The following is a 22,491-nucleotide window of genomic DNA, read 5'->3' as shown; positions in this document are numbered from 1 at the left end:
TGGGGTAGAATTGAGGTGAATTTGTTAAATGGATGAACTAGTAAATGAAGCGCCTTGTGGATTGTTAACTGCAAATGCTGAAGGATTCATCCTAGCCATTAACCCAATGCTTCTTCACTTGTTAAACTATACAGAAGAACAAGTTGTAAATAAGCATATTAAACATCTATTAACCGTTCCCTCAAAAGTTTTTTTCGAGTATTATGCAAAACCTTTTATACGACAACAAAACAAAGTTGATGAAATTTATCTAAGCTTACATACAGCACTTGAAAAGGAAATACCTGTCATCATGAACGCTGTAAAAACGATAAAAGAAGGAACAGTTATAATTCATTATGCCCTTTTTCCAATTAAGAAAAGAAGTGACTATGAAAATGAATTATTAACAGCCAAAAAAGAGGCTGAAGCTGCTTTACATGCTCGAAATAAAGCGAATGCCGATTTAAAAATTGCGATGGAGCAATTGAAGAAAAAACAAGAGGAACTTATTAACATTAATAAAAAAAATGCTCTCTTTGAAGAAGAAATGAAAAAGGAGCTTATACTTGCCAAGAAGGTACAAGAAACGTCTCTCACTGAATCTCTTCATCATGACCAGATACAGATTGATGCGTTTTACCGAGCATCTAGTTTATTATCAGGTGATATGTATGGTTTTTATCATATTGATAAAAGTAAATATGGCGTCATGATATTAGATGTCATGGGTCATGGTGTATCTTCTGCGTTAATTACTATGTCGTTACAATCACTTTTTCAACGATTAATCTCGTTCGGTCATCCCACTGAAGTGATTATGAAAGAGCTTGACAATCACCTTCATCAATTGTTTCAACATCACGAGGAAACAAGACATTATTGTTCAGCGATCTATCTTTTAATCGATACAAAAGAACAAACAATTGAATTTAGCAACGCTGGTCATCCACCGGCCATTTGGCAACAAAAAGATGGTAAGCAATATGACATACATACAACATCAGCTCCACTTGGAATGTTTGAAGAAACTGTTTTTAAATCAGAGGTCGTTCATTATGAAAAAGGCGACCGTTTATTGCTCTATACGGACGGGGTAACAGATCCACTTGGCTTTAATCATTTAAAACCCTTACTAATAGGTAATAGAGAGCTGCCACTTCCTCGCCTTAAAGAACTGATTGTTCATTCATTATCAAATGAAGATAATCTTCAGCATAAAAGTGATGATCAATGCTTTATCATTATCGACTTGTAGCACCCTCTTTCCATATGTATTAGGTAATGAAGGAATTTGTCGTACAGCTTAGCTAATATATAACTGTATATGAAAAAGAAGCAGACCGAATTATCTTAACCATTCGGTCTGCCTCTTTAAATTATTGGCTATTATTCCTTACCTTCTACAACTTCTTTTAGAATTTCATACGACCTAATTTGTTTTTCCTCGTCATAGATATATGATACAGCCATAATTTCATCCACTTGATATTTTTCTTGAAAGCTTGTTAGCTGATCCTTTATCGTTTCCTTACTTCCTATGAAAGACACACTTGTCATGGATTTCGCCATTTCTCTTTCAGGCTGGGTCCAAATTCCTTCCATAGTATCAATTGGAGGAAGAAGTGGATTTGACGTACCGCGAACTACATTTAAGAAAAATTGACTCATACTAGTTGATTCACGGGCTGCTTCTTCGTCGGTCTCAGAAGCAATGACGTTCACACAGACGATCATATATGGTTTGTCTAAATAAGCAGAGGGTTGGAAACGGTCACGATAAATGGAAATAGCCTCTTCCATTGCTCGTGGTGCAAAGTGGGACGCAAAGACATATGGCAAACCAAGCTTAGCAGCTAAATGTGCTGAATCTGTAGAAGATCCTAAAATATATAACGGTATGGAAGCATTTACACCTGGATAAGCTTTCACATAATCTTGAACTTCTTCAGGTCCAAAATAAGTTAATAATTGTTTCACATCCTCAGGGAATGTGTAGACAGATTCATTCTGATTAGAACGTCTTAAGGCATTTGCAGTCATCATGTCTGTACCCGGTGCCCGTCCTAGTCCTAGGTCTAATCGATCTGGATAGATCGCTGCCATTGTACCGAACTGTTCGGCAACAACAAGCGGAGAATGGTTTGGCAGCATAATTCCGCCTGATCCAACTCTTATAGAGTTTGTATGCTCCAAAGTATGTTTAATTAAAATTGATGTTGCGGAGCTTACAAGCGTTTTTGAGTTATGATGTTCTGCAATCCAATAACGAGAATAACCCATTTCTTCTGTTCTTTTTGCTAATGTAACCATCGAATTAATTGCACTTCTTGTATCTTGTCCTTGTCTAATTGGCACAAGATTCAAGACGGAAACTGGTATTTGTATAGTAGACATCGTAATTGTCCTTTCTTTTTGTAAGTATCTCATCCTAATCGTACCAATTTACCAGTCAAAAGAAAAAGAATATGCTTAAACAAGCTTAACCTATCATTATGTTAATATAATTCATTCCAACTATTTATTGGCATAATTCGATTGATGATCTCTTTAACTGAAGACAGCCCCAATTGTCTTCAATATTCGTATGAATTCTTTATTCCTGATTCCGTGAAATCATTCTGTCCCCTCAGTTTCAATAGCTAGGAAAACTCAATATCTTCAAGCTTCTCCTCTAGCTCCTTCATTTGACTCTTAAGCTTTTTTTACATTCTTAAGACCTTTACCTGCACCACTTTCAACTTTTCTTGGATGGTGAATCCAAGCTTACGCAATATTGTCAGTAAGGTGGTATCGTATCCATCATCATCTATTTATAAGAATGAAATGAATCGATAAAGGCTGGCTCTAAAAGCTTTATTTCAGCATACTATCTAAACGGTTTCTAGTTTAAACGAGTTATTGAGCAAATTCACTGATCATATATACTATGTGCCCCTGAATGTATCTTTAACCTTCATGGTGAACTTTCTAGTGAACCTTATGAAATAGAGAAAGAATATTCTTTGTCAGAAAAAACATCTCCGTTAAAGGTTCTTTCTTTAAATTGAATTTTGTCCTGATCTTTTAAAATCACTGTCGAGCACCTTGTCCCATACTGCTCTGACGAAATGAATAAAGGTGATAATATTCTCTCCCATTCTATAGGTACACCTGTTTGTGGTAAAAGCCTATCCGGTGCTGGGTCTGCATGCTGAAGCATAGAAAACAAGGATTCCTTTAGATCTAGTTCTGCTTTCTTTTTTATACAGCTCTCCAGTTCTGCCTTTCCTCGTTCAACCTTAGGCCAATTTGTATCTAATAAAGCATTACTAAGTCCATAAATTCCTGCCTCAAGCTTCTTTATCTTGTTTTCAACATTAGAGTAATAATAAAGACTCTCCCTATCAGCAACAATGAGATTAAATCCTGGGTAATTCTCTCGATTATTTTGAATGGTTGAAAGGTAATTGAATGGACTACTGTTTCCAATTAAGTACCTACTTACAATCTCCCCTCTCGACCTTTTCCCTTCTGTTATTTCGTTAGGATCTCGATAATTTGTTAATGCAGCAAAGCGGCCTTCCTTGGTAATCCCCATCCAGGTTCCTAGTTTTACTAAATCCCGTCCGGCAAGGACATGTGGTGCATCTTCCCAATAACCAGCTTGAGCTGTTGAACGTTTTTAAAATTCATCCCGATTTGCCGCTACAACTAAATCATAGTGTAAATCTACTTTATATGCGAAATTAATTAAGCACATGATACACTCTCCTCTTGCAATCAGATCTTCCTTTTATTTTACTTCTTCATAGGGGAAAAGCCAAAATATGCTGATGGAACAGGTAGTAAACAATATATAAGATTTCCCATGTGAAAACCCAGTTTATATAATAATGGACTCTTAAAAGGAAACATTTAGTTAAAGACTGTTTTCGCATAAATGTCTTGTCTTCCTAAAAAATTCAAAGTGCCAGATTACTTGTTTCGACATTTCGAGGAGGTGCTCTCTTTTTGCGCATTGAAAGCCTCGAGGAACTATGTATTCAATTTATAAAAATCATTCAATTAAGAAGTAGTCGCACTTTATTTTGTAAACAACGTCCCATTAAGAATGTTTTCTTTACACCCGCTATTTATAAACATAATGAAACAACACATATGTTAATACGAGAAAAACTTCATGTTCTTCCTTGTCTTCTTGTAAATGAAAATGATACTTTGACGAAAAGAATCCAGATCTTTTCCCACTTGCTATAACCTTACCATCCTGTAAAACGTGAATTTCTGAACCCGTTTTATACGATTGATAATAATAGCTTTCTTCACCAAGCTCTAAAATGAGTGCCTCCTTTAGCTTGACACTATTTTTTATAGAGTAATCTGTTTTAATTTTTCCCCTTATAAATCCATCGCTTCTTACTTCCCATTCTTGATAGGCTTTAAAAAGTTCATTTTTTGTTTCCACAATGTCGATATTCTCCTCATTAGGAGAAATAAAGGCAAGATTTAAATACCATGTGCCATTTCCCTCTAAAACATCATTAACGATTTTTTGCCACCATTTAAAATAAAAACGTTTATATTCTCCAACCTTTTCTTGGCCTTTATATAACATTTTCTTCCCTGCTAACCGGTCATAAATGGTTGTACTCCATTCGTTTTTTACTTCATTTGACGGAATATATGTAATGTCTCGTTTTGCTAACCATTTTTGAATGAAGAAAATTAGGGCTGCACCAATAGGGAACATTGATAGAAGCAAGATTTGCTTTAAATCGAACACTCCTAAAAAAATAAAACGTAAAAATAGTCCAACTGAAATAAGAATAAATAAAAATACTAATCGAGCCATAAGAAAAACCTCTCTTCCTACATATCTATACGTAGAAAAAGAGGTTTGGTTTCAATTATTTGGTAGAATTTACACTGTCGTTATCTTATATACACAATTTCTGGCATAGGATGGGACAAAAATTCATGGTGTGAGATCGTCCAGCCGTATGCACCTGCTAATTGGAAGAGAATGAGATCACCTACTTGAAGCTTTTCCACAAAAGCATCGAACGCTAACACATCATTAGGTGTACAAAGCTCCCCGGCGATTGTTACAGAATCAGCTTCCATTTGGGGACGAGGGAAAGGAAATTCCCAGTTTTCTGTGGGAATAATGATAAAAGGATGACTCATTTTCCATGCTGCTGGTAACCGAAAATGATGCGACCCTCCTCTGATGAGCGCAAAATAATGGTCATGATTCTTTTTTAGATCAATAACCTCCGCCACATAATACCCACAATCTGCAACAACATAGCGACCTAATTCTAAGATCAACTTAAAGCCTAAATGACCATATTGATAGTAAAGCTCGTAAAGTCCTTCTATGAACTGTTCCCATGCAAATGGTTGAGTAGGATTAGCATAATTCACACCAATTCCTCCCCCAACATTGACTACTTTAAGAGAAAAAGAATACTCTTTTTGCCAGTGTAGAGCTTTCTTCATACATAGCGAAACAAACGCAATATGTGCCTTTGCATCTAAATTATTAGACATTGCATGAAAATGAAAACCTTTTAAGTCAATGTTTTCACAAGATAGAACCTTTTCAATGATTTTAGATACCTCGTATTCATCGACACCAAATTGAGTCGGTACACCTGACATTTTCAAGCGACTTTCTGATACATTTTCTCTCAAATTAACCCGTATAACAGCAGATACTTTTTTCTTCGCTTCTTTCGCGAGAGTCTGAATTCTATCAACATCGAGTGCACTTTCAATATTTACAAGCGTGACAGCACCATTCACGATTTCTACTAGCTCGTTATATTTCTTAGCTGGTGCCCCGAAGATGAGAGGAAGATCTGTTAAGTTTTTTGCTTTTTTCACCTCTCCGATTGATGCAACCTCGATTCCATCCACAATGGACGCTACTGTTTTGACTATCTCCTGGTCTGGATTTGCCTTCATCGCATAAAAAAACTGACAAAAAGGCGGTAGCGACTTCTTGATTTTTTGAGCATGATGCTGGAGCTTTTTTAAATCGTACACGTATGCACACACACCATCCTCTGATTTCTCTACTAGCTTTGATACGATCTCTTCCATGATCTCTACTCGTCCCCACTTTCATCTAAAGGATTTGGGACCATGCTGTAGCAGTAACCTGCATCTGGGAAAAGTCTCATTTTCGTTAATGATTTATGCTCTACTTCATTTCGGTACAAGTAGGAGGCGTCATCTTTCGCCCAAACGAAACCTTGATTCTCTAAAAGCTGGAATTGTTTATCACATTCTGTTTTCACTATTTTCCAAAGTTCTTTTTCATCAAGTTCTCCATACTCACTCAAGCCAATTACGATTTCACTTAAGTGATTTTGAAAGATCGTATAATACGCTTTGTTTCGTAACTCTGTTTCATCATCTGTCACTGAGACAGAATGAGGATAAAGAGAAAGAGTAAGCCCTTGCTTCTCAAGACGAGGTAGATAAATTCTCATTCCACCCCAGTCGCGAAAGAAGAACCTTACTGGTTTTCCATTCTTAAAGACTGGAACACTATTTTGCATATGTCCCTCAAGTGCAATCCCGTATTTCACTAAGAGGGTTAAAAAACCAGATAGAGTAAGTGATAAATAATCCTGTAAAAAAGCTCGAGTCCCTTTGGCTTTAGACAAGGCTTGTTCCTTACAATACTCATCAAGCAGTTCATGTAAAACCGTTTTGCCGCTAAACGGTGAAATATGATATAAGCTGCTCGCTACAATGGCTAGCTCTTCTTTTTCTAGCTTCTGTTCAATCGATTCTCTTATTACAACAGATAGATTTCTAGATTTTAGATCGTTTTCAGACTGAAAGCTATAACCAGCTACTTCATTTATTGGTAGAAACCCTTTTAACTCCGTTTCTTTTTCAAAGATTTCTTTAAAAACCTTAGTCACATGGATCGAATTCATCGTAGTTTGAGTTGAGATCGAGCGGACAGTTGACGTCATCTGACTATTCACTGCTAGTTTGAATGAAAGCTCACCATTTGGCCATATTGTTCGAAAAGAAGAGGAAGCACTTCCTTCCATCAACATTTCTTCTAATAGAATAATGGTTTCATCTACAAGTTCAGATGTATAAATTTTAGGTAATACATGATGATACTGCCAATCATGAACAGGTAAAAGGATAAAGTCTTCAAAATTGTACCCTTTTCTTTCTAAGTGTGCTTTTGCTTGATTCACATATCCCGGATAGAAGCGGGCAATTTCACCATTTTCACTTTCAGCAGCTAACATCTGCTCTCTTTTAACCGCAACAAAACGAATGTTCTGCGATTGCATAAATTCTGGAGAAAAACGAAATACATCACTTGCTTGTAAGCCAATTTTCGTTTTCGCTCCAGGATGAAGATGATGCCCTTCTGTTGCAAGCTGTTCAAAAAATAACGAGGAATGAAAATCAGGGTCTCTCAGTTTTTGTAGCTCAGCATAATGTATCGTACTTTCTGCTTCATGCTGATGTTCTTCCTTCCATTTTTCATAAAAAGCAAGACTCATCGTATAATTAGCCGATCCATTATTTAATTCTTCTTGAAGAGTAAGAATAGCAGGTGGTAGTTTAGATTTGAAAATCTCGAGTAATTCGCTGGCCGTCTCAATACTTCGACATTCACCGTTCTTAATGAAGTAAATATCATTCTTTAATTGAATTCTACGGAATCCATATTCTTTTTCCACAACAAAAACGAGATAGCCTTTATCTATTAAGTAGAAAAAATACGATGAGTGACCTTCTAGTACTGGAAGCTGCTGTATCACAGCGTCTGGAATCCCCTTTTTTGAACTAGTCGATGATGAGTAAAGGTTAAGTAAATTCTCTCTCAGCATAGATGAAGCTAGCTTAAATAAAATACCTTTTCTGCCTTTCGTAAGTTGCTTTTCATAATAGGATACGAGAGTAGGGTTGTTAGTGGCTAAGAACGCAAGCCAAGCTTGTTCTTCCTCAAAAAGCGGTTTACTACTCTTCGTGGTGTTATGTCTCATAGTTGTTAGCTCCTTTCACAAAGTACGAGAGGATTAGGGACGTCGGTATATTGATTATCAACATATTGGTCAAACAATCTCATTTTTACCATCGCTTTTAAGGGAGCATGTGGTTGAAACATATGCTTTTCTAGCTCTCTTACTGTTCTTGTTAAAGATTCATCCTGTTTAAGCTCCATTAATGTTGTAGATATAATGGTAGAAACAGGCTCCCAAAGCTCTCTCTCTTGAATATCCCATTCTTTGCACACAAGATGAATCATTTCTCCGAGATGATTATGTAGGATTGCATGTGAGAACATTGTAAACAAATCTTTCATCGAGCTCGTTAGTAAATTTGTGCTGTTATTAATTGTAAATGGACCGACCTTTTCCTTTAAAAGCTGCTCATGAATTCTGATTCCGCCTAAATCTCGAAGGATAAATTTAACTGGTAAACAGTCTTTAAAAACAGGTACTGCATTTTGGAGATGGGCTTCTAAGCTAATTCCGTAATTCACCATTAAGTGAAGCAAACCAGGTATTAATTTTTCTGCATATGCTTTTATATAGTTTATCGCAGCTTGGTTTATGTTCCCTTTCTTATTTTCCTCAATCCATTCAATGAGAATGGGCTTTTTTGTGATGGGCGAAGTACTGATTAAAAACGCAGCTGGTATTGCGATCTCATCCTCATTAACTAAACTTTCAGGATTTTCACGAAGTAAGGCCGAAATGTTTTTCATGAGAAAAGAATTCGTTTTTTTAGGGACATAATAAGCCCCTGCTTTTTCCTCTAAGAACACGAATTGTTTGAAAATAAAAGAATCCTTCCTTGCAATTTCTTTTAAAATCATAGATATAGCAGGACCATTTACAACCGATGCAGGTGACACACCGCGTTTAGCACTGGTCATCTGTACATCAAGTGCCGTTTTTAGATGAGAAAGACTCCGACTTCCCTTTGGTGATAAAGAGCGAAAAGATAGTAAGGAATTCGTTTCTATTTGAACATCTTGTAATGGTACAATCCTCTTCTGCTGTATTTCCTTCTGTAGCAAACGCTCTATTGTATGCTCAAGCTGCCACGGATGAATCGGAATTAATTCGTATTTTTCCACATTTAAGGAAGAGAACTGCTTCGAATCTTTTATGCTTGGGTATTCTTTCAATAATAGTTGCGTTATAGACTCATCACCTGTTGAAGCCATATAAACATAATCTTTATGTATTGCTACAGGAACAACATCTGTTTTTCCGCCCCATTCAGGTGAATAGTGGAGAATATCTTTTACAGACAGACCCATTCTCGTTTTAGATCCAGGGTGTAGAGTATGACCGTCAATCACCCATTGCTCTGCAAAGCTTAATGGGCTAAACGAAGGATTCTCTCTTTTTTGTTCTAGTAAAAAAGTAAATGTCCATTGATCCGATATGTTGGAATATTCTTCAAGTCGAACAGCTGACCCTGTAAGAGCTAGTGCATAATTAACAACTGAGCTCTCAAGCTCCTCTTCAAGGATTAGTGTATTACCTTGAATGTCTAGTAGAGCTAGAAAGTCAACCGGATGATCTATTCTAAAGGTTTTAGTCTGCACATGATAAAGAACGTCTCCGTTAATCTCAATATGTTGAAGGAATGAATGATTCCCTACTGCAAACGTAATGATTCCATTTTCTTTTCCCTTTAATGTGTACATACTTTGATTGTCTTGTTTTTCTATAGTTGGCTCTACAAGCTTCTCTCTCAATAGTGCTTGAATAAGCTGGACTAATGTACGTTTCCTTGCTTTATGTATAAACGTCTTATAAATACGTGAATATCCTTGATCTATGATATCTAAATCTCTTAGAACGTACTCTTCACTTTCACGAAAATTGTTCATCTTTCTCTCCTCTCACAAATTTGGAGAACTTTAACCATTTCATTATCTTTGATAACTATTCTCATTGTCAATCTTTCCATAGAAATAGTTGAACTATAGTAAATTTTTATTATAAGCCATAGCGTGAGCATTATCTATTCTAACAATAGAGTATTTTATAGAAGTATTGGTTAGGCTGAAAGCTCTTTTTAACTTTATGTTGCTATTTAATAGGGACCAAAAATTAAGTTTAAGTTTAAATGACAAATTAAAAAAGTAACCAAGCTAGCTGCCCTGGTTACTTTTTTCTTCTATAAACATTGATTCTCTTAAATAATTCGTGAAGTGACAATGCCCTCGATAGTTGCCAGCTTCTCTTCTAGCTGTGGTATAATTTCACCATTTACATTGTTGTCGATATCTATCATGGTATATGCGTATTCACCACGGCTTCTATTGACCATATCAGCGATATTTAATGTGAAGGTTGATAGAACTCCTGTAATTTGACCAACCATATTAGGAACGTTTTCGTGAAAAACAGTCACACGCTTTCTCCCTGTATAAGGTAATGAAGCATTTGGGAAGTTCACAGAATTCTTGATGTTTCCTGTTTCTAAGAAGTCTTTTATTTGGTGAGCTGCCATGATTGCGCAATTTTCCTCAGATTCTTTAGTTGAAGCGCCTAAGTGAGGAATTGGTACAACATTTTTCATTGTTAAAACATGTTCGTTCGGGAAATCTGTCACGTATTTTCCGACTTTCCCATCTTCTAAAGCAACCTTTATATCCTCTTCGTTCACAAGCTCTCCACGTGAGAAGTTTAAAATATGAACATCTTCTTTCATTATGGCAAACGTTTCTTTATTAAACATACCTTTTGTGTTATCTGTTAATGGAACGTGAACGGTAATATAGTCAGAGTTAGCAAAAAGCTCTTCAATTGACATTGCTCGTTGAACTTTACGTGATAAACTCCAAGCTGTATCTACTGAAATAAATGGATCGAATCCAATGACATCCATATCTAATTCGAGCGCATCATTTGCAACGAGTGCCCCAATATGACCAAGTCCAATAACTCCAAGTGTTTTCCCTTTAATTTCTTTTCCAACGAACTGTTTCTTTCCTGCTTCAACAAGCTTAGGAATTTGATTACCTTCTGTTTTTAACGTTTTAGTCCACTCTACACCTGCAAATAAATTACGAGAAGAAGCCATTAACGTAGTAAGCACCAATTCTTTTACTGCATTTGCATTCGCACCAGGTGTATTAAAAACAACAATTCCTTGTTCCGTACATCGATCGACAGGAATATTATTTACTCCGGCACCCGCACGTGCAATGGCTAGTAAATGAGAACCAAATTCCATTGCATGCATATTGAAGCTACGCAAAACAATTGCATCAGGATTTTCACTTTCGTTATCTACCTTAAAATGATCCTTCTTGAACACATTAAGACCTACATCGGCAATGTTATTCAACGTTTTAATTGTTTTCGTTTTGTCTAAAAGAACAGTGCTCATTTTATTTCTCCTCTTTTCGTTTGTTTTTAAATTTTATGAATATTTGTATTTCATTAGAATAATGGATTTCAAGCTGATTTTCAATAACTTGAGTCACATTCCTCTAAAAAAACAGAAAAAGGTAAGAGAACTATGTCTCTTACCTTTGCCCAGGCGAACGGCTTCGACGCTATATGCTCCCTCACGGTGATCCGTGTTTCGCCAGTTACACATAGCCTTATGAATTACCTATAGTGTACCACAAAATGCCGCAGCTTCAAGCTACTTTTTCTTATTTTTCTTACTTTATAGATAAATGACTTTAGCTTCATTTCCTGGGCAAGCGCATAACTTGACTTTTTTCACCATAATATGCCTTCTTTCTCGCATCTAAACCTATACTACTTAGAAAGGGTATATCTTTAGGAAATCGCCATTATATAACATCCAGCTTTAAAGCTGAAAGCACCTTTGCTACTTGTACGTGCTCTTTTTGACTACTCAAAGGAAACCAACGTAAATCAGCTAAATAGTGTAATTTATCTTCCTCAGGATCAAATCCAAGAACAGCTCTTTGTTCAGTTGCTTTCGTGACCAAATAACACCTTTCCTCACCTAATGCGTATGTACCAGTATACAAAAGCCGTTCAACTTCTACATCCAACGTTACTTCTTCTTTCACTTCCCTGATCACCGCTTCTTCAAATGACTCCCCTTCCTCTAAGCCGCCTCCTGGTAATCCCCACATCACCTTATCAGGGAATACCTCTTTCACTAATAATATAGAATCATTTTCAATAATTGCAGCGCAAGCTCTTCTCCTATTCACTTTTCCCTCTCCTCTAGCTTTAATTTTTTATGAATTCCACCAATAAAGAAATGTATACAAATACTTATAATGAGAGAAACGATCCCCATTAGTAAAAAACCTATAGAATATGAGGCAATTGAGCTTATCGATACTTTTTCATTCATTTCAACACCTAAAAAAGTGAGACCAATGCCATCTCCATCTACATGTTCTTGTATGGTGAAAAGTTCATATGATTTTATAAAAAATAAACATGTCATAATAGCAAACAATCCAACAAGAAACCACTTTGTACGTTTTTCCAATTAGATCCTCCTTCCTATGTGCACAATGACAAAAATTATACTTTTAATTCAAAATTATACCATGTGAATCCATTTCATACATGTAATGTTTAAGATATACAGATCTACAGAATGGAGATACCTTTTTATTTTGACTATTTACATAGACTTGTAGCTATTTATCAAGTATCCGGTCTGATCGAATTCCGCACCAGTTGCACGCTTCATCTCTGGGCGGGCGGTGAGCCTTGATTCACCCTTACGTTGTTTTCGATCAATGAACCTATTTATTAGGCAACTAGGTTGTGGCTGATTCAACATGGTATAGATAAGATCTACCAAAAGCCAGAATCAAGGCGGAATACGATATCGTTCTTTAATCGTTTTTCTAGGTTCTTGATAAATGAAATCTGTTCAATTAGTCTAGTATCCAAGGAGAAAATCATAGCAGCAAAGATAAGTTTATCAGGTTTACAGAAACGTAATTACTTCATCACTACAGAAAGGAGGTATTGGATCACGATCGGATAGCGGAAAAAATGGCTTCAAATCGTTGAGGAGGTTCTTCAAATAGGTTTCCATATTTCCACATGTCGTGGAGGTACTCTTTTTTGCGTCTTGAAAGGCAGTTCTTTCACTTTTTACATTTTTATTCTTCCGTCCCTAATGATTTTACTAACACATCATTTAAGGCCAGATCTCATCGGAGATCTGGCCTTAAAATTGTTTATCTTACTTTTGCAATTCATATCCATACTTCTTATTAATTTTTTTGGCGATACTCTCTAAGAAGTTTCCTACTGTTAATTTTTCAATTTTACTTGTGTACCAAGCTAATTTTGTCCCTTGGCTTTCACCATTATAATTCACAGTAATAGGACCGAATGATTTCGTCTCTCTCGTATAATCAAAATGGATAAATAGTTCGTTTCCGTTAGGACATTCTAGTAATACCTTATAGTTAGGCTTCTTTCCTTCACTATTTAGTTTTACTTTTTTAATTTTTGATAACATACTTTCGTCCCCCATTATAAAAGATTTTATGAGATCCATTCGTCAAAAAAACATATAGGGTTCTCTGTTCTTTTAAAAAACGAACTACTTCATTTTCTTTGTTGCTTGTAACATGGCTCATTTACAAAGTAAGCATATTCAGATTAATTCAACTCCCTAAAAACACCATCAGAATATGCGAAGGGTATACAGGCACAAGGGCTATAATAGCTCTTTCATACACGTTATTTTGCACAAACAATAATGGCTTCGCGCTAAACCTGTCCCTTACGGAAAAGACGTACTATTTCATTATACATGAAATAAAGTCAAAAATCCCACTTTCGACAAATTCATTCCAATTCTCCAATTATTCAACTCAATCTATTCATATTCGTTGTTGTAGGAATAAACACACTTTTTCAAAATGTAACTAGAGGATTTATACATTACATATGAGGAATTTTTTTCAAAAGTAGGATGAGTGGAGGTATTTATCCTTATAAAGTGGAATCATAGCCTATCCAATTTCTTTCACCTAAAACTAGGAGAAATCCCTCCTAGTTTTTCACAACAAAGCGTCTGCCTTAACAATTTCTACTGTTAAATTCCCATTCACTGACAGGTCAACTTCGTATGGGGTGACTGGCTGATTTTCTTCGTCTCTAATAATTCGTATTATTGGACGTCCAACTGAGTGAAAATGATATTTGGATACAATTCCGACACGACCATCATTCAAAGTTACTGTTAATCCTTGAGGGTAAATAGCGATACATTTTTTAAAAAGTTCAACTTGACGGATGTCAAATTGTGTTCCGCTACCAGAGTAAAGTAATTCCATCCCTTGGTGTGGAAGCATAGCATTTCGGTATATCCGGTGGCTAGTAACTGCATCAAATACATCCGCAACACTTAGGATTTTTGCATATGGGTGAATATCTTTCTCACGAATCCCTCGTGGATAACCTTTCCCATCTAAACGCTCATGATGCTGTAAGGCACAATGTGCAACAACCAAGGGAATGGTTGGCACCTTCCTTAATATATCAAATCCAAGTTCTGAATGAGATTTCATTAATTCAAATTCTGAATTGGTTAGTTTATCTGGTTTGTTCAATACTTCTGGCTTAACAAATATCTTTCCTAAATCATGTAATAACGCACCAAGTCCAATCTCCTCTATTTGTTTTTGAGGTAGCTTATTCTCAAGGGCAAGCTGACATGCGTAAATTGTTACATTCAAACTATGAGTGTATACATGATTTTCGTGAATCTTTGTCGTGGCAAGTAAATTAAGAACTGTCCGATTTTCTGTTAAACTAGCTAAAAGATCCTTAAAAATAGATTGAAAGCTCTTAATTACTTTCTCTGTTTTCATCATACCTTGTACGGTTGGCTTTATGGAGTGACCATCTGACATCGAATTTAGTCCTTCGGTAATCACATTCGTGGCCTCGTTAAGCAGCTCTGGTGGAATCGAATCGACTACATCAATACCTTCTGATTCCCTGTCCTCTATGTAAATGGTGTGTATGCCTAAATTCTGAAGTCGCTTCATAAAACTGTTTGTTAGCTCCGTTCCTTTTGCTAACAGGATTTTACCGTTCTCACTATAAATAGATTTACCGAGCTTAATTCCTGATTCACAACGATCTATTCTAACTAAACGCATTATTTATTCGATTTCTCCTGTCTTCTACCGATTCTATCCATTATATCCTTATCGGACACTCTTTTCGTCAATTATAGTCAAAATTTAGTCGAAATTCAACGAAAACATAGATAGCACTAGAGTTGAATCGACTTTTTTCCCCTCGTGTTGTCAATGTTCCCACTCTTTCATTTTTATTCTTGACAGCTACAAAATTTATGCCATAATAAATAAAGTTGAAATGAGAAAGCTTTTGCCAATGTTGATCACAAGGGTAAGAGAAGTCTTTTATATTCTTTGCTATAACCATATCCATGTAAATAATACAACAGAATATTCAACATTATTTCAGTTAGTAAAAATTTAGCATTCTACTAAAAAGTCTAATAATAGGTAAACTGGTTGCTTTCATAAACACTTATTTAGTGAGTATAAAAGAGGCCAACGTCGATGTCTTTATTTCCCATCTACGTTGGTCTATTTTTGTTTCTTAGAAATCATCCTGTCTCAATTGTGGAGTAGTACTTTGACAAAGAGCCTAAGCGCCTTTCGTTTTTCTTACTTACCGCGATTCTTTGTGTGCATGTTATCTATTATTTTTGAAATCATAGTAAATGGCATCAAATTTTAAGATAAGAGCCTTTTATATCAAACTACTTTTTACAAAAAATGAAGGAGGTATCTACATGAGTAGATGGTTAGTCGTACTTGGTGCGGTGTTGATTCAAATTAATTTAGGAGCCGTATATGCATGGAGCTTATTTAATCAACCCTTAATGGATAAATTTGGTTGGGATCGTGAAGATATTGTTGTTACTTTTTCCATCACAATTGCGGTTTTCGCGTTCACGACGATTTTCGCTGGAAGACTACAGGATAAAATAGGTCCAAGATGGGTCGCAACAATCGGAGGTCTATTCCTTGGACTTGGCTTAATTCTTTCTAGCCAAGCAACATCATTAGGTCAGTTGTATTTCTTTTATGGAGTTGTTGGTGGAATTGGGATTGGGATGACATATGTATGTCCTTTATCCGCTTGTGTGAAATGGTTCCCAGATAAACGTGGTTTTATTAGTGGAGTTGCCGTTGCAGGCTTTGGTTTAGGTGGATTAATTTATAAGCCAATTATCGGCGTTTTCATAGAACAATTTGGTGTTTCTCAAGCATTCTTTTACTTAGGAATCGTTTATATGATGTTAGTTGTAGCTGGAGCTCAATTGTTGAAAAACCCACCTGAAACGAACGAGGAAAATACTTCCATCGCTCAATCAGAACAGTTTTCTCCCCTTCAAATGCTTAAAACTCATCAATTCTATGTGCTATGGACTGTATTTTTATTCGGCAGTATCTCTGGCCTTCTCGTCATTAGCTTTGCTGTTGATATAGGTGTTGAACTCGTTCAATTAGATGCTGCAAAAGCGGCGAATGCTGTTATGGTCATTGCTTTATTTAATGCGGGTGGTCGAATTGTATTAGGAAATCTATCTGATAAACTTGGTCGTAAGAACACATTAATGATGATCTACGCGTTAACCGCTGTGATAATGTTCTATATGAGTACAGGAATGATGAACTACCCAATGTTTTTAATTGCTGTTTCACTTATTGGCTTCTGCTTCGGTGGGTACTTAGCTTTATTTCCTTCTGTCACAGCAGATTATTATGGCACAAAAAACATTGGAACAAACTACGGCTTCATGTACCAAGCATATGGAATCTCTGCTTTTGCAGGTCCATTTGTTATTAAGGTTGTTTCCTTTACGCAAGCGTTCCTTATCTCAGGAGTTATTTGTGTGGTGGCCATTTTACTTGTTAAATTTGTACAGGCACCTAAAGGAGTGCCTACTCAACAACCTATTGAGAAAGAAGCTTATTAAAAATTTTCCCATACTATTAGCGTGAATTCACTATTGAGTTCACGCTTTTCTTTTATCCTTGCTCCTGTTATCGCACATCCTCATAAAATTTGTATAAAAAAACCAAAACATAAGATAATATCCATTAAGACCATTCAAAAAAAGGAGCCTTTTTTAGCAATGACAACCAACAAGATTGATTTAACTGCAGCAGAGATCGGTGTTTTATGGACTTCCTATCTATATGATAGTATGACGTTACAAGTCATTCGGTTTATGAAGGAAAAAGTAGAGGATTCAGAAGTGGAATCTGTCATTAATGAGGCACTTATGATTGCAAAAAACCATGTCCAAAAAATAGAGTCTCTATTCACTGAAGAATCTATTCCAATTCCACATGGCTTTAGTGAAAAAGATGTTGAAAAAAGTGCTCCAGATTTATTTACGGATACGTTTAAATTAACATATCTGGTTCATACAGGTCGAGTTGGGATGATTATTCAAACAAGTAATCTTGCTGTTTCTGCTAGAAAAGATATCCGTGACTACTTTCAAAGTTGTCTCGAACGTGTCATAAAGCTTTATCAATTATCCACTGATGTAGCACTTCAAAAAGGACTTTATTTACGACGACCTTATATCCCGTATCCAAAACAAGTTTCTTACATTCTAAATAACGACTACTTAAGTGGTATTAACCCTTTTAAAAAGCATCGCATGCTAAATGCAATTGAAATAACTCACCTTAGCCTAAATATTGAAACAAATCAAGTCGGAGTGATGCTATCATCTGCCTTCATGCAAACGGCACAATCTGAGGATGTAAAGAATTTCATGAAGCGTGGTAAAGATATATCTAAGAAACATATTGATATCCTCTCAGATACTCTTTTAAAGGATGATGTACAAGCACCTATTTCACCTAACCACGCAGTGACAGACGCGACAACACCTGTTTTTTCAGATAAGCTGATGATGTTTCATATGAGTTTACTCACAGGTGCAGGTACAGGGAACTATGCTACTGCAGCAGGTGCAAGTCAAAGAACAGACTTAATCGCAAATTATGAACGAATGTCAGTGGAAGTAGCCCAATTTGCAAAGTCTGGAGCAGATATTATGATTAAATATCGTTGGTTAGAGGAACCCCCTGCCCCACCAAATCGCGAACAATTAGGTAATAACAAGTAGAGGAGTGAGAAATTCTATGACGTCGACATCAAGTTCCCTTTCATCAATTGAAATGTCACAGCTTTGGGGATCATATATTAATGATAGTGCTCTCTTATGCCAATTATCACATTTTTCTGTACATACAGACGATGAAAAAATAAAAGCACTTCTATTAAAATGCTGTGAGTTGTCTAAGGGGCACCTCAAGACATTAAAGGAGCTCTTTGATAAGGAACAATTCGCTGTTCCATATGGGTTCAAGGTGAATGAGGACTGCTATCTAACTTCCTCTCGTCTTTATACTGATTCTTTTTATCTAACCTATATTCTACATATGTCCAGAATCGCCCTTCAAACGTATAGCCTAAGCTTATCGTATAGTTCGCGAGCGGATATTTTTAGTTATTTTTCCGAATGCATAAATGAAACAGGAGAACTCTTAAGAACAGTCACAGCCCTTTTAATGGAAAGAGGCGAATACGTAAAACCGCCTGAAATTCCTGTACCAACCACTAAAGGATATGTTGAAGGACAGCATTCCCTATCTGGCTTTATTGGAAAAAAACGAAGCTTAACTGTTATTGAAATTAGTCAGCTTTTCGCTAATTTTGAACGGAATCAGCTTGGAATGAAGGTCATGACAAGCTTCTTACAGGTTTCTAAAGATCCAGAAGTTAAGAAGCTAATGAATAGAGGAATTGAAATCGCAACGAAGCATTGTGACATATTAGAAAATAAGTTAATAGAAAACCATTTGCCAGCACCTATTTCATCAGATGTTGGAATAACAGAATCGACCGAACCAACATTCTCTGAGAAATTGATGACCTTCTATACAAGCTCTCTTATAGGCTTGAGTGTCGGCTACTACGGTCAAGCATTAGGAGTATCTCCAAGAAGAGATTTAGGTATAAATTATGACAGATTGATTCACGAATTACTTTTATTCAGCGAAGATGCAGCCCAACTGATGATAAAAAAAGAGTGGTTAGAGCAACCGCCTATAGCTCCAGATCGAGATAAGCTAATACACGAGTAGCTGTGAGTGAGTCCGAGCAGATTATCAATGTCAATAATGAAATAACACCCCAACTGTTAGGTTTGCTCACATTTGGGGTGTATGATTTTCACCAACAACCTTTTAGCTTTTATTTTTTATGAAGTTTTGCTTTTGGGTAAGGAATCAATAATAATCCTACTAAAAGAAATAACAAACTAGCTGAAAAAAGTAATCCTGACAGCCCTAAACGATACGTAATCTCCTCTGAAGCCATCGGATGTTTATAATCAATCCCAATCGCCTCTTTTAGGTTTAGGATTGAAATAACGAGGAAGAAGATAAATGCTAGTACCATCCCGTAGACCCACCTAAAGCTTCGACCTTTTCTAAAAAAGAACAAGAGATACATAACCGTTAGAAAGAATATCACTATTACGGCTCCAATACCATTAATCAAAAACGTCATTGTTTCTTGTTCCATCGGCATAGCTAATCACTCCGTTTATTTGGATTGTTCCTTTTTTTGAATAGTAGAAATATAATACTGTACGATTTCAGGATATTTTGCTATTTCATGAGTTCCTGTTTCATTTAGAATGTAAACCCCACGTCTAACCCGATCAAACCATCTATAATAATTTTTCATTAAAATAGATGAAGTTTTCTCCCCTGTGCCAAGCTCCTTCAATTTTTTTGGAGAAAGCTCACCAAATTGGTGAAGGTAGACAGCAATTTGAATGCAATTTTCTTTGTAAGCCGTCATAATTTTTGTTCGAGTGCTACCTCCGACATTGTAGTCAGCACTTCTACCATTTACTTCATTTAACAAATTCTCTCTTTTTCGTTTGTTTACTCGTTTATACCCACTAAATTCAGAGTTTGGTGGATGGCATACAATATCCACCTTTTTTCGTTGGCTTTCTAACGAGACAACTATTAAGCCAAGATCTAAGCGTTGAAAAAGCTGACATATATCTCGCCAACGTCTTGATTTTTTTGTTACCTTAGGCTTAGGAATAGCAATATATACTTGGTCCGTTAATTTTTGTCTTTTAGTGGCTTGTATTAACAAATCAACAGTTAAATTCAATTTTAGTTCAACAATAAGTAACAAATCCTCTTTGACCGCAGCTAGATCACAATCCTTTACCTCTCCATAAACCTCATAGCCTTCTTTAATGAAATAACGCTGAATTGGCTTATATAAATCGATTTCCTGTCGTTTTTTCTTCTCTTGCATCATCCCACCATCCAAACAATTTCTCTATTCATTAGTTTACCATGTAAGTATCTATAAATAGAGAAAAACAAATACTACATTTCTCTAATAGGTTCTCTCCCTTTATCTTATGAAAAGCACTCTCTCTTTGGCCGAAACAACGCTTCAAAAAAGGGACTCTATATCCTATAAATTTGTATGATTGAAACGATTGAAACAAGATTCAATAAAAACAAAAAGTTAAAAAATTCTTTAAAACGAGATGAAAATAGTTGATAATAAAATAGTAGAAAAGGAAAGAAAGCAAAGGAAATCACTATGAAAATCACGAAAAATCTCACGATAAAATTCACTAAATATAGCGTAGTTGGGACTCTTACAACTATACTTTATTTCATCTCAATGTTTCTATTCGTTGAGTTAGTTAAGCTAGAACCAGTTTTATCTGCCACCATTTCGTTTCTAGTAATGACCTTCTTCTCATTTCTCTTGAACCGAAAATATACATTCGGTGGTACATACTCTCATCTAAAGCTCTACCGGTTTAGTATTGTCGGGCTCATTGGCTTACTTTTAAACTTTGTGATTATGTATCTTGTGGTCCACCATTTTTCTTACCATTACTTAATTGGCGAAATCGTAACATTACTAATTATCCCACTCGTCAACTTCACATTAAATAACTGGTGGACCTTTAGGTAATTAGCTAGCTTTATGCTTACGATAAGAGCTAATAAAAAACAGTATACTTGCTAGGAAAAACAATGTTGCAGTAATCATCTGGTGTAAAGTAAAATACACACTACTTAAGCAAAGAAACATAATTCCAGTACCTAAGAACATAGAGGCTTGATTTTTATTCTTTTTCATTCTTCTTTCCTCCAATAAAATAGATAAATTCCATAAGTAAAACAAGTAAAATCCCCATTAACAAGCCATTTGAAACAAGTGGACGTAATAATGTAGGCACTGTCTGAAAGGCTTCAACTGGTATGTTTTTAATTGATAAACCTACGAGTGCAGGTATTGCTATTTTATAAATAGAAGTAGGCGTTAAAGGAATCCTCTCCACCTGCTTAAAAGAAGAACGGAAAAGCTGCACATACGCGACAAATAAAATCGAACTTCCTACACTTGATGGCATCATTGAAAAGAACTCACTTAGACTGGAGCTACATCCTAATAATAAAAATAAAAATGAACCTAAAATGAACGGTGCTCGTTCTTTAATCCCTGTTGACTGTAGAAAACCAAGTGATGATGCATAGGGCGCATATGGTACTAACCCAAAGATCCCTGAGATAAAAGTAAAGAAGCCTGAGAGGATAAAAGAATCTCGATACTGTTTCGAACTAGCTTTTTGTTCATAAATATCTTCCGCCCCTTTTAATGAAGCCACAGTATTCGTTGTATTTAAAAGACCTGTTAAGATTACCGTCATAACAATACCCCATTCTAACACTGGTTCTCCCCAAGGAAAAACGTGAAAAACAGAGGGATTTGGAGCTGAGGGTGGTGTGATTGATTGCGGAAAAATAAGTTTATAGCTTAACCACCCTATAATTAGCCCAATTAAAAGGGCAAGATTTTGAACTACTCCTCTACCCTTAACATGTATGAGCACCGTGATTGTCACAATAGTGAATGAAAAGCACGCAAGCTTCATATCGATTTGGTTTTCATCTGTTAAGCCAACCATTCCACTAAAAAATGTATAAATCAATTGGTTAGCTAGAAGGAGTAAAAAAACAAACATCACAGCTGGTGTAAACCATTTTTTCAAGACATTTCCCATCCCAAAAGCTCCTAAACCAACAACAAGTAGACCAGAAATCATGGCACCTAATGCTATACTTCCCCCAATACTTTGTAAGTCTAAATGAAAGGAGTTTGCCGAAGCTGCAAGACTTAAAATGATGCCCCACCACAAGCCAGATTGCCCCTCCATAATCGCAAATCTATGTCCTAGTAAACCTTGCAACATACAGGCTACACCAGTAAAGATAAACGATCGTTGAATAGCTGCCACAATTTCAGCAGAATCTACTTGTAGTGCCTCGCCAATGGAAATAGGAATCACCACTGTATTAGCAAATAAGAAAAATAACCATTGAAAACCAGCAAGTACAAGAATGGTCCGTTTAAGTGTATTCAT

General features: G+C 36.0%; 19 protein-coding genes, 1 pseudogene and 1 riboswitch. Of the genes and pseudogenes, 5 read left to right on the top strand and 15 right to left on the bottom strand.

From position 1 onward, the window contains the following. Positions 1 to 28 precede the first annotated feature (28 nt). Positions 29 to 1,237, top strand: a complete 1,209-nt coding sequence (locus A9C19_RS09320) for a SpoIIE family protein phosphatase (RefSeq protein ID WP_072579694.1) — start codon at positions 29 to 31, stop codon at positions 1,235 to 1,237. Between the two features lie 131 nt (positions 1,238 to 1,368). On the opposite strand, the gene A9C19_RS09315 is transcribed toward A9C19_RS09320, so the two are convergent. From A9C19_RS09315 to A9C19_RS09265, 11 genes and pseudogenes are all read right to left on the bottom strand, one after another. Then, a complete protein-coding gene (locus A9C19_RS09315) occupies positions 1,369 to 2,376 on the bottom strand; it encodes an LLM class flavin-dependent oxidoreductase (protein ID WP_072579693.1) in 1,008 nt (335 codons plus the stop codon). A 583-nt stretch (positions 2,377 to 2,959) separates the two neighbouring features. Beyond that, positions 2,960 to 3,631: pseudogene (locus A9C19_RS09310) on the bottom strand (NRDE family protein); the annotation flags it as partial. A 459-nt stretch (positions 3,632 to 4,090) separates the two neighbouring features. Next, complete coding sequence (locus tag A9C19_RS09305) at positions 4,091 to 4,813, bottom strand: tubby C-terminal domain-like protein (protein WP_072579692.1); 723 nt, start codon at positions 4,811 to 4,813, stop codon at positions 4,091 to 4,093. An 80-nt stretch (positions 4,814 to 4,893) separates the two neighbouring features. Next, entirely contained in the window at positions 4,894 to 6,069 is a 1,176-nt protein-coding gene (locus tag A9C19_RS09300; protein ID WP_072579691.1) for a type III PLP-dependent enzyme, read from the bottom strand. Positions 6,070 to 6,074: 5 nt separating this feature from the next. Next, positions 6,075 to 7,994 (bottom strand): IucA/IucC family protein, encoded by a 1,920-nt coding sequence (locus A9C19_RS09295; protein ID WP_072579690.1) that lies wholly within the window; start codon positions 7,992 to 7,994, stop codon positions 6,075 to 6,077. A gap of 5 nt (positions 7,995 to 7,999) precedes the next feature. Next, on the bottom strand, positions 8,000 to 9,859 hold the full coding sequence (locus tag A9C19_RS09290; protein ID WP_072579689.1) for an IucA/IucC family protein: 1,860 nt from the start codon (positions 9,857 to 9,859) through the stop codon (positions 8,000 to 8,002). A gap of 308 nt (positions 9,860 to 10,167) precedes the next feature. After that, a complete protein-coding gene (locus A9C19_RS09285; protein ID WP_072579688.1) occupies positions 10,168 to 11,367 on the bottom strand; it encodes a phosphoglycerate dehydrogenase in 1,200 nt (399 codons plus the stop codon). Positions 11,368 to 11,507: 140 nt separating this feature from the next. Continuing rightward, positions 11,508 to 11,586, bottom strand: a riboswitch (ZMP/ZTP riboswitch). A 196-nt stretch (positions 11,587 to 11,782) separates the two neighbouring features. Beyond that, on the bottom strand, positions 11,783 to 12,175 hold the full coding sequence (locus A9C19_RS09280) for an NUDIX domain-containing protein (RefSeq protein ID WP_072579687.1): 393 nt from the start codon (positions 12,173 to 12,175) through the stop codon (positions 11,783 to 11,785). Next, entirely contained in the window at positions 12,172 to 12,462 is a 291-nt protein-coding gene (locus tag A9C19_RS09275; RefSeq protein ID WP_072579686.1) for a hypothetical protein, read from the bottom strand. The genes A9C19_RS09280 and A9C19_RS09275 overlap by 4 nt, the downstream gene beginning before the upstream one ends. A 711-nt stretch (positions 12,463 to 13,173) precedes the next feature. Further along, positions 13,174 to 13,455 (bottom strand): hypothetical protein, encoded by a 282-nt coding sequence (locus A9C19_RS09270; protein WP_072579685.1) that lies wholly within the window; start codon positions 13,453 to 13,455, stop codon positions 13,174 to 13,176. A gap of 547 nt (positions 13,456 to 14,002) precedes the next feature. Beyond that, on the bottom strand, positions 14,003 to 15,109 hold the full coding sequence (locus A9C19_RS09265) for an HD-GYP domain-containing protein (RefSeq protein WP_072579684.1): 1,107 nt from the start codon (positions 15,107 to 15,109) through the stop codon (positions 14,003 to 14,005). 665 nt (positions 15,110 to 15,774) lie between these two features. Between A9C19_RS09265 and A9C19_RS09260 the strand changes: the two genes are divergently transcribed. The 3 genes from A9C19_RS09260 (at position 15,775) to A9C19_RS09250 (ending at position 19,156) form a co-directional block, all read left to right on the top strand. Further along, the gene (locus tag A9C19_RS09260; protein ID WP_072579683.1) at positions 15,775 to 16,965 is read left to right on the top strand and encodes an L-lactate MFS transporter; all 1,191 of its coding nucleotides are present in this window, start codon (positions 15,775 to 15,777) and stop codon (positions 16,963 to 16,965) included. A 159-nt stretch (positions 16,966 to 17,124) separates the two neighbouring features. Continuing rightward, on the top strand, positions 17,125 to 18,135 hold the full coding sequence (locus A9C19_RS09255; RefSeq protein WP_072579682.1) for a DUF3231 family protein: 1,011 nt from the start codon (positions 17,125 to 17,127) through the stop codon (positions 18,133 to 18,135). A gap of 16 nt (positions 18,136 to 18,151) precedes the next feature. Continuing rightward, positions 18,152 to 19,156, top strand: a complete 1,005-nt coding sequence (locus tag A9C19_RS09250; protein WP_072579681.1) for a DUF3231 family protein — start codon at positions 18,152 to 18,154, stop codon at positions 19,154 to 19,156. Positions 19,157 to 19,265: 109 nt separating this feature from the next. Here A9C19_RS09250 and A9C19_RS09245 read toward each other — a convergent pair whose 3' ends face one another. Both A9C19_RS09245 and A9C19_RS09240 read right to left on the bottom strand, forming a co-directional pair. After that, entirely contained in the window at positions 19,266 to 19,604 is a 339-nt protein-coding gene (locus tag A9C19_RS09245; RefSeq protein WP_072579680.1) for a hypothetical protein, read from the bottom strand. Positions 19,605 to 19,619: 15 nt separating this feature from the next. After that, positions 19,620 to 20,357, bottom strand: a complete 738-nt coding sequence (locus A9C19_RS09240; protein ID WP_072579679.1) for a DUF2161 domain-containing phosphodiesterase — start codon at positions 20,355 to 20,357, stop codon at positions 19,620 to 19,622. 297 nt (positions 20,358 to 20,654) lie between these two features. Here A9C19_RS09240 and A9C19_RS09235 point away from each other — a divergent pair, with 297 nt between their 5' ends. Beyond that, a complete protein-coding gene (locus A9C19_RS09235) occupies positions 20,655 to 21,038 on the top strand; it encodes a GtrA family protein (RefSeq protein ID WP_072579678.1) in 384 nt (127 codons plus the stop codon). On the opposite strand, the gene A9C19_RS21755 is transcribed toward A9C19_RS09235, so the two are convergent. Beyond that, positions 21,039 to 21,206: a hypothetical protein gene (locus A9C19_RS21755; protein ID WP_158515078.1), complete on the bottom strand. Its 168-nt coding sequence runs from the start codon at positions 21,204 to 21,206 to the stop codon at positions 21,039 to 21,041. Continuing rightward, on the bottom strand, positions 21,193 to 22,491 hold the full coding sequence (locus A9C19_RS09230; RefSeq protein WP_072579677.1) for a uracil/xanthine transporter: 1,299 nt from the start codon (positions 22,489 to 22,491) through the stop codon (positions 21,193 to 21,195). The genes A9C19_RS21755 and A9C19_RS09230 overlap by 14 nt, the downstream gene beginning before the upstream one ends.

Origin of the sequence: Bacillus weihaiensis (assembly GCF_001889165.1) — a bacterium.
Lineage (GTDB): Bacteria > Bacillota > Bacilli > Bacillales > Bacillaceae > Metabacillus > Metabacillus weihaiensis.
This window is presented reverse-complemented; position numbering and strand designations above follow the sequence as displayed.